At 61.4% G+C, this 13,062-nt stretch carries 11 protein-coding genes; 9 read left to right on the top strand and 2 right to left on the bottom strand.

Annotation, left to right across the window (positions count from 1 at the left end; all coding sequences use genetic code 11):
* The first annotated feature begins 31 nt into the window (after positions 1-31).
* The 8 genes from RB548_RS00990 (at position 32) to RB548_RS00955 (ending at position 9,036) form a co-directional block, all read left to right on the top strand.
* On the top strand, positions 32-814 hold the full coding sequence (locus tag RB548_RS00990; protein ID WP_331373215.1) for a transporter substrate-binding domain-containing protein: 783 nt from the start codon (positions 32-34) through the stop codon (positions 812-814).
* A 140-nt stretch (positions 815-954) separates the two neighbouring features.
* Positions 955-1,680, top strand: a complete 726-nt coding sequence (locus RB548_RS00985) for an ABC transporter permease (RefSeq protein ID WP_331373214.1) — start codon at positions 955-957, stop codon at positions 1,678-1,680.
* On the top strand, positions 1,677-2,615 hold the full coding sequence (locus tag RB548_RS00980) for an ABC transporter permease (RefSeq protein ID WP_408642389.1): 939 nt from the start codon (positions 1,677-1,679) through the stop codon (positions 2,613-2,615). The genes RB548_RS00985 and RB548_RS00980 overlap by 4 nt, the downstream gene beginning before the upstream one ends.
* 1 nt (position 2,616) lies before the next feature.
* Entirely contained in the window at positions 2,617-3,786 is a 1,170-nt protein-coding gene (locus tag RB548_RS00975) for a M20 aminoacylase family protein (RefSeq protein WP_331373213.1), read from the top strand.
* A 254-nt stretch (positions 3,787-4,040) separates the two neighbouring features.
* Positions 4,041-5,426 carry an ArnT family glycosyltransferase gene (locus tag RB548_RS00970; RefSeq protein WP_331375040.1) on the top strand — a complete coding sequence of 462 codons (1,386 nt, stop codon included), beginning with the start codon at positions 4,041-4,043 and terminating at the stop codon, positions 5,424-5,426.
* 185 nt (positions 5,427-5,611) lie between these two features.
* Positions 5,612-7,030 carry a cytochrome ubiquinol oxidase subunit I gene (locus RB548_RS00965; RefSeq protein ID WP_331373212.1) on the top strand — a complete coding sequence of 473 codons (1,419 nt, stop codon included), beginning with the start codon at positions 5,612-5,614 and terminating at the stop codon, positions 7,028-7,030.
* Positions 7,020-8,024: a cytochrome d ubiquinol oxidase subunit II gene (cydB, locus tag RB548_RS00960; protein ID WP_331373211.1), complete on the top strand. Its 1,005-nt coding sequence runs from the start codon at positions 7,020-7,022 to the stop codon at positions 8,022-8,024. The genes RB548_RS00965 and cydB overlap by 11 nt, the downstream gene beginning before the upstream one ends.
* Before the next feature lie 706 nt (positions 8,025-8,730).
* Positions 8,731-9,036 (top strand): chorismate mutase family protein, encoded by a 306-nt coding sequence (locus tag RB548_RS00955; RefSeq protein ID WP_331373210.1) that lies wholly within the window; start codon positions 8,731-8,733, stop codon positions 9,034-9,036.
* A 56-nt stretch (positions 9,037-9,092) separates the two neighbouring features.
* On the opposite strand, the gene galE is transcribed toward RB548_RS00955, so the two are convergent.
* Positions 9,093-10,097: a UDP-glucose 4-epimerase GalE gene (galE, locus tag RB548_RS00950; RefSeq protein ID WP_331373209.1), complete on the bottom strand. Its 1,005-nt coding sequence runs from the start codon at positions 10,095-10,097 to the stop codon at positions 9,093-9,095.
* A 346-nt stretch (positions 10,098-10,443) separates the two neighbouring features.
* On the opposite strand from galE, the gene RB548_RS00945 reads away from it, so the two are divergent.
* Entirely contained in the window at positions 10,444-11,784 is a 1,341-nt protein-coding gene (locus tag RB548_RS00945; RefSeq protein ID WP_331373208.1) for a TadE/TadG family type IV pilus assembly protein, read from the top strand.
* 64 nt (positions 11,785-11,848) lie between these two features.
* Here RB548_RS00945 and RB548_RS00940 read toward each other — a convergent pair whose 3' ends face one another.
* Positions 11,849-13,015: a pyridoxal phosphate-dependent aminotransferase gene (locus RB548_RS00940; protein WP_331373207.1), complete on the bottom strand. Its 1,167-nt coding sequence runs from the start codon at positions 13,013-13,015 to the stop codon at positions 11,849-11,851.
* Positions 13,016-13,062 lie beyond the last annotated feature (47 nt).

Genomic DNA, 13,062 nt, shown 5'->3' with positions numbered 1-13,062 from the left:
GCAATGCTCAACAACCAAAAAAGGGAACAGCATGAAGAAGACATTGAAACTCCTGGCGGTCGCGGCCGCATTGTCGATCAGCGGCGCTGTCGCCGCGCAGGCGGAAACGGTCAAGGTCGGCTTTGCCGCCGAGCCCTATCCGCCCTTCACGTCCCCTGACGCCAACGGCAATTGGGAAGGTTGGGAAGTCGAGTTCATGAAAGCGATCTGCGCCGAGGCGAAACTCGATTGCGTCATCACGCCGGTCGCCTGGGACGGCATCATCCCGGCGCTGACTTCCAAGAAGATCGACATGATCATCGGTTCGATGTCGATCACGGAAGAGCGCCTGAAAACCATCGATTTTTCCGACAAGTACTACAACACGCCGACCGGCATCATCGGCACCAAGGGCGAGGACATCAAGCCGACGCCAGAAGGCCTTTCGGGCAAGACGCTTGGCGTGCAGGTTTCGACTGTGCATCAGGCCTATGCGACCAAGCACTTCACGCCGGCCGGCGTGGAGGTCAAAGAATATCAGACGCAGGACGAAGCAAACCAGGATCTGGCCGCCGGCCGCGTCGACGCGGTGCAGGCGGATGCGATCGCACTCGACGCCTTCCTGAAGAGCGACCAGGGCAAGGAATGCTGCGACTACAAGGGTGATGTCGCCCAGGATCTCGCCGTCCTCGGCCCCGGCGTCGGTGTCGGCCTGCGCAAGGGCGAAGCCGAGCTCAAGGACAAGATCAACGCGGCGATCAAGGCGATCCGCGAGAACGGTACCTACGATACCTTCTCGAAGACGTATTTCGACTTCGACATCTATGGCGGCTAAGCGCCCCGGCCGGCGGCCGGCAGTCCTGCAGCGCCGTGCGTCTTATCAAACGCGCAACGGACGCTGTAGCACCTTGAGTTGCTGCATCTCCCCAGTTCGGTTCCGAGCTGGGGAATATGCAGAAGGAGCATGAAGTCGCCATGGCTGCGGATTCCATCATCAACTGGAGCCTGCTCTCGCTCTCGGCGCCCGGCTGGGGCGGCGTATTGCTGCAAGGCTTTCTCCATTCGATCCAGATCGCGGTCGGCGGTTACGCGCTCGGTCTGCTGCTCGGCGTCGGCGGCGCCTTCGGCAAGCTCTATGGCGGGCCGGTTACGCGCGATCTTCTCGAATGCTACACCACCATCGTCCGGGCCGTGCCCGAACTCGTCCTCATCCTCCTCCTCTACTATGCCGGTACTGACCTCTTGAACCAGCTTCTCGGCGCTATCGGCTTCGGGACTGTCGACATCAGCGGCCTGATGGCTGGTATCTTCGTCATTGGCGTGGTCCAGGGGGCCTATTCGACGGAAGTGCTGCGCGGCGCGATCAAGGCCGTACCCGCCGGGCAGATCGAGGCGGCGCGCGCCTATGGCATGTCGCCCGGAAAGGTCCTGCGTCGTGTCACCCTCCCCGCGATGCTGCCCTATGCCATACCCGGCCTTGCCAATCTCTGGCTGATCGCCACCAAGGATACCGCCCTGCTCGCCGTCGTCGGTTTCAGCGAACTGACGCTGGTGACCCGCCAGGCGGCCGGCGCAACCAAGGCCTATCTGCTTTTCTTCTGCGCGGCCGGCGCGCTCTATCTTGCGCTGACGCTCGTTTCCAACGTCTTCATCGGCGCATTGGAAAGGCATGCCAGGCGCGGTTTCGTGGAGCAGCGATGACCAACGAAACGACCCACGCTCTCGATCACAATGCTTTTGGGTTGAATCAACCCAAAAGCATTGAGGTGGTCGACTCTAATAAGTTGGAGCGGGATGCCGGCGGAAAACCGCTTCACACTTTTCCTCATCCCGCTCCAGCTTTCACCCCCGAGGACCTGCCCAAGGGCGAGAACTTCTTCAAGCCTCACCGCATCGTTCTCATGCTCTTCGCCGCCGCACTCATTGTCGCCGTCGCCGTCCTCATGCGCTGGGACTGGCTGCCGCGCTACCTGCCGAGGCTCGGCTGGGGCATCCTTGTCAGCATCGCGATGCTGTTCGGCACGTCGATCCTCGGTTTTCTTTTCGCCGTGCCGCTGGGTCTCGTCCAGGTCACCGGGCCCTGGTATCTCAAAGGCTTTGCCAAGATCTTCTGCACGGTCATTCGCGGGACGCCGCTGCTCCTGCAGCTGTGGCTGCTCTATTACGGGCTCGGCTCGCTGTTTCCGCAATTTCCGGCGATCCGCCACTCGTTTCTCTGGCCTTATCTGCGCGAAGCCTGGCCCTACGGCGTTGCGGCGCTCACCATCTCCTTTGCCGCCTACGAGGGCGAAGTGATGCGCGGCACCTTTGCCGGTGTGCCGGCGGGCGAGTTGGAAGCGGCGCGGGCCTACGGCATGGGCCGCTGGACGACGTTCCGGCGGATCTGGCTGCCGCGTGCGATCCACCGCGCGCTCCCGACGCTCAACGGAGAGACGGTGTTGCAGCTCAAGTCGACGCCCCTGGTTGCGACGATCACCGTCGTCGATGTCTACGCGGTCATCTCGAAGGTGCGGCAGGAAACCTATCTCACCTACGAACCGCTGCTGCTGCTTGCTCTGATCTATCTGTGCCTTACGGGCATTCTGGTGGTCGCCTTCCGCTATTTCGAAAACCGCATACCGACACGTGGTGCCTGACATGAAGCTCTCCAGCGCCATCGACAACGCCATGCCGGAGCTGGTCTCCATCCGCCGCGACCTGCATGCGCACCCGGAATTGGGTCTCGAGGAAACGCGAACCTCCGCCTTCATTGCCCGGCACCTCGATACACTCGGCTACACGGTAACAACGGGACTTGCAAAGACCGGTGTCGTCGGCACGCTCAGGAACGGCACCGGGTCACGCTCGATCGGCATCCGTGCCGATATCGATGCCCTGCCGATCCACGAGGAAACCGGTCTCGACTATGCCAGCAAGACGCCCGGGTTGATGCATGCCTGCGGACATGACGGCCATACGGCGATGCTGCTCGGCGCGGCTCGCAAGCTCGCCGAACGGAGGAATTTCGACGGCACGATCCATCTCATCTTCCAGCCGGCCGAGGAGAATTTCGGCGGCGCGAAAATCATGATCGATGACGGCCTGTTCGACAGGTTTCCCTGCGATGCCGTGTTCGCGCTCCACAATGAACCGAACCTCCCCTTCGGCCAGTTCGCCTTGCGTGAAGGCCCGATCATGGCGGCTGTGGACGAGGCGCGGATCACCGTTCATGGCCGCGGCGGTCACGGCGCCGAACCGCAGGAGACCGCCGATCCGATCGTCTGCGGCGCGAGCATCGTCATGGCACTGCAGTCTGTCGTGTCGCGCAACATCCACCCCATGGACCCGACCGTCGTCACGGTCGGCGCCTTTCACGCCGGCTCCGCGAGCAACATAATCCCGGAACGGGCTGAGATCGTCGTCGGTATTCGCTCCTTCGATCCCGCCGTTCGCGACGAACTGGAACGCCGTATCCGCATGATCGCGGAAGCGCAGGCGGCAAGCTTCGGCATGCGTGCCACCGTCGATTACCAGCGGAGTTACGACGCGACGATCAACCACAAGGCCGAGACCGATTTCGTGCGCGACCTCGCAATCCGCTTCGCCGGCACCGACAAGGTCATTGATCTTGCTCGCCCCTTCATGGGCAGCGAAGACTTCGCCTATATGCTGAAAGAGCGGCCCGGCAGCTATTTCTTCCTCGGAACCAAAGCGACGGGCGACGAGAAGCCGCTCCACCATCCCGGCTACAACTTCAACGACGATCTCCTGCCGATCGGCGCCGCCTTCTGGACCGAGCTCGCCGAGACCTATCTCACCCGGCTCTAACCGGCGCAGTAGAGCGGGATGAGGAAAAGTGTGCGCGGTTTCCGCCCGCATCCCGCGTCTCAACCAATTGTGACTGATCATGATGAATTTAGGCCGATTCGACCTAGATTCATCGTGATCTGAAGCGCATGCATGAAAACGGATTCATGCGGCACGTCCTGTTTCGAGTAGTTTGTGTGTTTGACAGCGACCAGACAGGTTCCCCGTTCATGTTGGCGAGAGCAACAACATCAGCGGAATTTCACTGCGTGCATATGGCCCTTCTCACACGGACCAGGCTCGTTTGGCTGCCCGTCGTCGTTTTTGTCCTGTTGCTGGCAGCGATCTCCTTCAGGCCACTCCTGCCCATCGACGAGACGCGCTACACCAGCATCGCCTGGGAGATGTACTTGCGCCAGGACTGGCTCGCGCCGCCGACGATGAACTTCGTAGCCTATCACCACAAGCTCCCCCTCCTGTTCTGGCTCATCAACGCCTCATGGTCGATCTTCGGGGTCTCTCGCTGGGCGGCTATGCTTCCGGTCGTGCTTTCGTCCCTGGCGAGCGTATACCTCACGGTCGCTCTCGGCCGCTTGCTGTTTCCCGGCTTTCACAACCAGGGTGATCGCACGGCCATGATCATGGTCGCGAGCGTGCCGTTTCTCGTCTACAGCACCCTCATCTACTTCGATTTCACATTGACCGTTTTTGTCTTGCTGTCCCTCATCGGCACGGTCCTCTATGCCCGCCAGCGGGATTGGCGTTCCGTGGTTCTTATCGGCGTATCCCTGGGACTGGGGATTCTCGCCAGGGGACCGGTGGCCCTCCTCCACGTACTGTTCCCGATCTTGTTGGCGCCGCTCTGGGCCAGCGGCTTAAGGCAGCCGGTGAGGTGGTACCTCGGAAGTCTTGCAGCTTTGGGTGTGGCGGCCGTCATCGTTCTCTGCTGGCTCATCCCGGTGCTGCGGCAGGCCGACGGCAAGTTTGCCTATGCGCTGCTCTGGGTGCAGACGGTTGGTCGCGCGACCGGAACGTTCGACGCCCACGTGCAACCCTTCTACTTCTATCTGCCTTTCCTGCCCGCAGCGCTTATCCCGTGGGTCTTCTTCCCCCGCTTCTGGAAGGGCGCCGCGGTGCTGCGCGAAGGCTTGTGGAAGATGGAAGGAACCCGGTTCCTCATTTGCTGGGCCGTGCCCACCTTCCTGTCTTTCTCCCTCATCAGCGAGAAGCAGCCGCATTATCTGATACCGCTCGTGCCAGCTGTCGTTCTTGCTGCGGCTCTTTGCCTGAAGGAGGTCCCGACCCGCCAACTGGCGCAGAGCCTGGCCGTCATGGTTCTCGCCATCGTCGCCGGCCAGGCCATCGCATCGGCGACGATCCTCAAGCGCTACGATCTGGAGCCGGTGGCCGCCTATGTGCGTGCCAATCGCGACAAGGACTGGGCTTTCGTCACCAACTATCATGCGGAGCTTGGCTTCCTGGCGCGCCTTCAGAAACCCGTTGACGATGTCGCTCCGCGCCGGCTTGCGCAATGGTTTGTCGACCATCCCGATGGGCGCGCAATCGTCATATGCCGCGACGCGAAGGACGTCACCGGCTACCAGGCCGTCATGGACCATCCCTATCGCGGCAAGAGGATGGTCGTGCTCTCTGCTCGGTGACGGGTGACACCCCAGGGTCCACGCGAAATGCCGCAGGCGAAAGATTGCCGCAGTGTGACAACGTGGCGATTCGCCCGTCATTGACGTTTGGCAGTTTTGCTTCAGATTCAATCACGCGATGAAATGACGGCTCCAGCTGACAGGCGGGCGCCCGGCTTTTCGGCAATGCCCAAGAGGATCACGTCGTGTTCGAATCCTTCGATGCAACCATGCTCGCCCGCATGCAGTTTGCCTTCACCGTCTCGTTCCACATCATCTTTCCAGCCTTCTCCATCGGGCTTGCCAGCTACCTCGCCGTCCTTGAAGCCCTTTGGCTGTGGAAGAAGGACGAGGTCTACCTGGAGCTCTTCAATTTCTGGAAGACGATATTCGCTGTCACCTTCGGCATGGGCGTCGTCTCGGGCATCGTCATGTCCTATCAGTTCGGCACCAACTGGAGCGTGTTTGCCGACAAGGCCGGCCCGATCATCGGCCCGCTGATGGGATACGAGGTACTCACCGCGTTCTTCCTGGAAGCCGGCTTTCTCGGCGTCATGCTCTTCGGCCTGAACCGTGTGGGTCCGAGACTGCATTTCTTCGCAACCGCCATGGTGGCGATCGGCACACTGATCTCGGCCACCTGGATCCTGTCTGCCAACTCCTGGATGCAGACCCCGGCGGGGTTTGCGATGAACGAAGCCGGTCAGTTCGTGCCGGTTGATTGGTGGGCGATCATCTTCAACCCATCCTTCCCATACCGCCTCGTCCACATGGTGCTTGCCGCCTATCTGACGACGGCGTTCGTCGTTGGCGCCTGCGGCGCCTGGCATCTCTTGCGCCAGACAGCACCACGCCGGGCCCGCACCATGTTCTCGATGGCGATGTGGATGGCGGCGATCGTCGCGCCGATCCAGATCTTCGCCGGCGACCAGCACGGGCTCAACACGCTCGAACACCAACCTGCCAAGGTGATGGGGATGGAGGGCCATTTCGAAAGCCACCCCGACGGCGCTCCGCTGGTGCTCTTCGGCATCCCCAATTCGGCCGAGAAACGCATCGATTACGCGATCGAGGTGCCGAGACTCGGGAGCCTCATCCTGAAACACGATCTCAATGCGCCGCTTGCCGGACTGGACACGATCCCCGACGAATTGCATCCGCCGGTCGGTGTGATTTTCTGGTCGTTCCGCATCATGGTCGGCATCGGCCTCGCCATGCTCGGCATCGGGCTGTGGTCGCTCTGGTGTCGCTACCGCGGTACGCTCGACACCGATCCCTGGCTCCACCGCGCCGCCGTGCTGATGGGTCCTGCCGGCTTCGTAGCGGTTCTGGCCGGGTGGGTAACCACGGAAGTGGGTCGCCAGCCTTTCACGGTCTACGGCCACCTGCTGACGGCCAACTCGATCGCGCCGATCGAAGCTCCCGCCGTTTCCGCCTCGCTTCTGGCATTCATCATCGTCTACTTCTTCGTCTTTGGCGCGGGAACCTTCTACATCCTGCGGCTTATGGCGCGGCTGCCGCGCGACACCATGCCGGAACTGGACGAGGGACCGATCCGCACGGCCGGTGCCGCCGCACACGGCCCGGCGAGCGCCAAATCTCATGGAGCGCATCATGGACTTTGATCTGCCACTGATCTGGGCCGCCATCATTGCCTTTGCCGTTCTGGCCTATGTCGTTCTCGACGGCTTCGACCTTGGCGTCGGTATCCTCTTCCCGCTTTTCCCCGAGAAGCACGATCGCGACGTGATGATGAACTCGATTGCTCCCGTCTGGGACGGCAATGAAACCTGGCTCGTGCTCGGCGGCGGCGGCCTGATGGCCGTATTTCCGCTTGCCTATGCGACGGTCCTGCCGGCGCTCTATGCACCGATCATCGCCATGCTGATCGGACTCATTTTCCGGGGTGTCGCGTTCGAATATCGCTGGCGCACCAAGCGCGCCGAATTTCTGTGGAACTGGGCCTTTGCCGGCGGCTCGATGCTGGCCGCCTTTGCGCAGGGGATCGCACTCGGCGCGCTTGTCCAGGGCATACCAGTCGAAGACCGCGCCTATGCCGGCAGTTGGTGGGACTGGCTGACGCCTTTTTCCATCGTGACCGGCATCGCGATCGTCGTCGGCTATGCCTTGCTCGGCGCCACGTGGCTCGTCATGAAAACTCATGGCGATCTCGCCGAGCGGGCACGCGCAATTGCACTCAAATGCTGCTTCGCGACCGTCGGGGCGATGGGTGTCGTCAGCCTCTGGACGCCGTTTCTCGAGCCGGTCTATCTACAACGCTGGTTCGGCTGGCCCACAGCGATCTTCAGCGTCATCGTTCCATTGCTCGTCCTTGGTTGCCTTTATCTTCTCATCACGGGCATTCGCGACCGGCATGACGCGCAGCCATTCGTGGCGGCCCTCGGCCTTTTCGTCCTCGGCTACATCGGCATCGGCATCAGTTTCTATCCCTATATGGTGCCGCCGTCACTCACCATCTGGGAAGCGGCCGCGCCGGAGGAAAGCCTTGCCTTCCTGCTTGCCGGAGCCCTCGTACTCGTCCCGATCATTCTCGCCTATACCGGCTATGCCTATTGGGTCTTCCGCGGCAAGGTCGATCCGGAGGAGGGCTACCATTGATGCGGGCGGGTGGCACGGGCCGGAAACTTCTCTGGTTTGTCGCGCTCTGGCTTGCCGGGGTGGCTGCAGTCAGCCTCGTCGGCCTCGCGATCAAACTGGTGTTGGGCACTTAGCGTCCTTTGCGCGCCTGATGAGGCGCGCGGCGCTGCAGCCAGCGAAAAAAGCCTCGCTCCAGTTTGATGACCTAATGTCTTCATACACATCGGCGGGCGATCGTCGGCGGAGACAGGACCGCACCCTCCTCTCCGGCGATCACCCGCCGAGGTGACCACTCCAGAAGCTGCGGTGCCTACTGCATGTCCTTAAATCGACCTCGATTTAAGGACATGCAGCAGTTCAAAGTGCTACGGCGACCTTTGCGCGTCCGATAAGACGCGCGGCGCTGTAGATCACGATGATTTTGGGTCAAATCGACCCAAATCATAAACGTGATCGATTCTAATAAGTAAGAGCGGGATGCGGGCGGAAAACCACACACACTTTTCCTCATCCCGCCAAGTCGCTGCGGCCGTTTTGCCTCTTCTCAGCCACGCTTACCTTTGCTAGCAGTTCGGCCGCGACGAATCCTACAGCGCCGCGCGTCTTATCTGATGCGTAAAGGACGCAGTGGCACTTTGAATTGCTGCGTGTTTTGATCGTTGGATCAGCTTCGATCTAAGGAAATATGCAGTAGGGCGGCTTCCGCCCTGCAGGAGTTGGACGAGCGATGCAGAAGACCCCCGCAGAATGCACGACAATGGCGGATGTGCGTGTCGAGATCGATCGGCTCGACCGCGCCCTGATGACGTTGCTCGCGGAGCGCTGGAGCTACATCGATCGCGCGGCCGAAATAAAGCGCCCGCTCAAATTGAAAGCCGATATCCCGGCACGCGTGGCCGAAGTGCGGGAAAATGCGCGCAGGCGCGCGAGCGAACTCGGCCTCGATCCCGATTTCTACGAGGGCATCTGGGCCCAGCTGATCGATCATGCCATTGCGCACGAACGCCGGCTGCTCGGCGAGGCCGACGAGTAGGCCCGCTTTCTCACCGGCTTTCTCACTCTTGAAACCGGTCCTCCTGACCCTGTCCTTCAGCCCGCCTTGTCGTAGCTGTTCTTGCGGCTGAGATACCCCTCCCAGTCGAAGGCGCTCCGGACGATGTCTTCGAGGCTTGCATGGGTCGGCACCCAGTCGAGTTTCAGCCGCGCAAGCGAGGAGTCCGCGACGACCTGCGCAGCGTCGCCCGGACGCCGCGCTGCATAATCTATGCGGAAAGCACGCCCCGAAACCCGCCGCACCGTGTCGAGAACCTGGAGCACCGAAAAGCCTTTGCCATAACCGCAATTGCTCGTAAGCGGTTCACCGCCGCCTCTCAGATAGCTGAGCGCGTCCTTGTGTGCCGTAACCAGGTCGGCAACGTGGATATAGTCCCGAATGCCGGTGCCGTCGGCGGTCGGATAGTCGGTTCCGTAGACGTCGACCTTGCGGCGTGTGCCGAGAGCGGCTTCGCATGCGACCTTGATGAGGTGAGTGGCACCGGCCGTCGATTGCCCGGCGCGACCGAGCGGATCCGCCCCGGCGACATTGAAATAGCGCAGCACCACATAACGAAAATCGTGAGCGGCCGCGGCATCCTCCAGCATGACTTCCGACATCAGCTTCGAGCGGCCATAGGGACTCTCCGGACGCAACGTGGCCGTTTCCTTGACCGGATCGGCGGTATCCTGCGTACCGTAAACCGCCGCGGTTGACGAGAAGACGAAGTGGCGAATACCGGCCGCGATCGTTGCGGCGATCAAAGTGCCCGTGTTGGCCGTATTGTTTTCATAATAGGCAAGCGGGTCGGCGACGGATTCCGGCACCACCGCCGATCCCGCGAAATGGATGACCGCATCGATCTCGTTTTCCGTAAAGATCCTGCCAAGCAGCGTCCGGTTGCCGACGTCCCCGAAATAGAACTTTGCTTCCGGGGCGACCGCCCAGCGGAAACCTGTGGACAACCTGTCGACCACCACGACGGACTCGCCCGCATCAAGCAGCGACCACACCATGTGGCTGCCGATGTAACCCGCTCCACCCGTTACCAATATCGCCATTGCCCGATTTTCCACCCGCTGAAAGATGGAGACAGGAAAGACGAGCTGAGCTTTCTGAATTGGTAAACTCCGGGCGCCCCGAGCGACCCTCGCGCTATATTCTCGTGGCTGTGGTTAAGCACCGATCTGCCGATTATCGAGAGTTTTATGGATGACGCCGCATCTGTACCGAATGCGTACCTCTTCCGTCCCGCATGACCGGGCGTGACGACCGGCCATGGACGCCCTTCTCACCTGAAATCCTCAAATATTAAATTTTATTAAAATACACGGACGCTCAATAACGGTTTCTGAAGCGGGCATGTATTAGCCTTTCAAAATATTGGCCTTCCAGGGGGAACCACGAATGAGACGTGCGAAGCTCCATGCCCAACTGAAACGACTGGCCCGCGACAAAAACGGCAATTTCGCCGTCCTTGGAGCAATCGCGGTCGTACCCATCATCGCCGCCGTCGGCCTGACGCTCGATTTCGTCGGTGCCTATCTCGAGGCCGAGAAACTTCAGGCGGCGCTGGACGCCGCCGCGCTCGGTTCAGTGCGAGCCTACGGCGAAGGCGCGGATGAGAGCGAAGCCTCCGAAACAGCGAAGAAATTCTTCTGGAGCAACTACGCGCTGCCGCAAGAAAACGTCATCGTCGAGGGAGCCAGCCTCGCGGACACGCCGACGCAAGGCGCATTGTCCGTCGCGTTCACGCGCAGCACAACCGAAGACGTCGCCGCAGCGGAATTCAGCTTCGACTACAAGCCGATTTTCCTGGAGCGCCTGCCGCTCGAAATCCGGCGCCAGGCCGTGGCTGCGCGGGCCGCCAGCGCGGAAGCCTGCATTCTGGCGCTGCATCACACGGCCGATCGGGCATTCGATGTCAGCGGTAGCGCAGCGGTCGACCTGACCGGATGCACCGTCATCTCGAATTCCAACCACGGCCAATCGATCTATGTCGGCGGCACAGGTAAACTCAAGGCGGAATGTCTTTACGCCGCCGGCGCCATTTACAGTGCGCCGCTATCGGTCGAACTTGCTTGCGACAAGGCGATGGAAGGCGCGTCGCGCGTCGCCGACCCGTTCAAGAACAAGGTGCTGCCGAAGACATCGGCGTGGGTCGACCTTTCCGGCTGCGGGCAGGATTTCATCAGCGGCGGCGGCGGCAGCGGTGACTGTAACGGCACCGGCAAGACGCCCAAGAACAACAACGAGGGCTACGTCGTCACCTTGAAGCCCGGAACCTATCAAACCCTGGACATCAAGCGCGCCGTAAATCTCCTGCCGGGCAATTACATCATTGACGGCGGGCGCCTGGAATTCGGCAGCCAAGCCAACGTAACCGGCGAGGGCGTCACTTTCTTCCTCATGAATGGCGCCCAGCTCAGCATCAACGGCAGCGCCACGTTCGATATTTCCCCGTCACTCGAAGGCGACTGGGCCGGGTTCTCGATCGTCGCCGAGCATGGAAACGTCGAAACCGCGATCATCAACGGAAACAGCCAGTCATCGCTGACCGGTATCGTCTATCTCCCGGACGTCGCGGAACTGCAATACTCGGGAAATGGCGCGACGGGCGGCGAGTGCATCCGGCTGATCGCTCAGGAAATCACCCTGACCGGCAACAGCAAATTCAAGATGGACTGCACGACGGAGCTTGCCGACAAGGGCATCTACTATCCGGGTGCAATAAGGCTCGTGCGCTAGATTGGGATGTTGCTCCAGCGAGGGACGACTTGAGGCTTGCTTCGATCGAGCCGGGAGAACAACTCTACCGGCTCAGTATATAACGGCTGAGGCGCTCAGCGGCCTCCGCCACCTGCGCCGGATCACGCAGAAAACAGGCGCGCATGAAGAGCGAGCCGCCTTCGCCGAAGGCGGTTCCGGGCGCCAAACCGACACCGGTCTTGTCGACGATGTCGAGCGCCGCCTGCCGTGAGTCAGTGACGCCGTCGATCTTCAGGAATGCATAGAGCGCGCCATCCGGCTTCAGGGTTTCGACGCGATTGGTCGCGATCAGCGCGTCGCAGAGCAGGTCGCGGCTCAGCGCCGCCTTGGCGATGTTCTCGTCGACAAAGGTGTCCCCCTCGTCGAGGGCGACAACCGCGCCGCGTTGCATGAATTGCGCAACCCCGGACGTCGAATACTGGATCAGGTTTTCCAGCACCTGTCCCATCGCCGGCGGCGCAACGATCCAGCCGACGCGCCACCCTGTCATCGACCAGTTCTTGGAGAAGGAATTGACGAACAGGATTCGGTCGTCATCGTCCATGATGTCCAGGAACGACGGCGCCCGTCCGCCGACATAGTAGTACAGTGCATAGATCTCATCGGCGATGATCCAGAGACCGTGCTTGCGCGCGAGCGTCAGAATGGTTTTGAGATCATCCTGCGTCGCGGTCCAGCCAGTCGGATTCGACGGCGTGTTGATGAACAGGGCCCGCGTCTTCTCGCCAATCGCGGCCTCGAGCCGCTCGAAGTCGAACTGCCATTTGCCATGCTCGAAACGCAGGGGCACGGAAACCGGCCGCGCTCCTGAAATCTCGGCGGCAGCAGCGAAATTCGGCCAGGCCGGCGTCAGCAGCACCATTTCGTCGCCGGGCGACGTTACGGCCTCGATTGCAAGCTTGATCGCCTGCATCCCCGATCCCGTGACGTAAAAGTTTTCCGGAGACAGCGTCTTCTGGAACCGGCGCCGATAGTAGCGCACAAGCGCTTCGCGCAGCGGCGGGATGCCACGCTGCCAGGTGTAGAAGGTCTCACCGGCCGCAAGCGCCGCAGCGGCGGCCCGGCTGACGAAGTCTGGCGTGGCAAGATCCCCCTCGCCGACCCAGAGCGGGATCACGCCTTCCCGGCCACGCGCGTAGTTCACAACCTCGACGATGCCGCTTTCGGGGGCCGAAAGAGAACGGGGGCTGAGGCTGTTCATGATCGTCATGGCGGGCTCCTGCGCTGTCGGCCGCTTCTAGACGCTTTTGCGCAGAC

Source organism: Sinorhizobium chiapasense, from assembly GCF_036488675.1.
GTDB lineage: Bacteria > Pseudomonadota > Alphaproteobacteria > Rhizobiales > Rhizobiaceae > Sinorhizobium > Sinorhizobium chiapasense.
The sequence above is the reverse complement of the archived record's forward strand: the minus strand, read 5'-3'. Positions and strand labels throughout refer to the sequence as shown.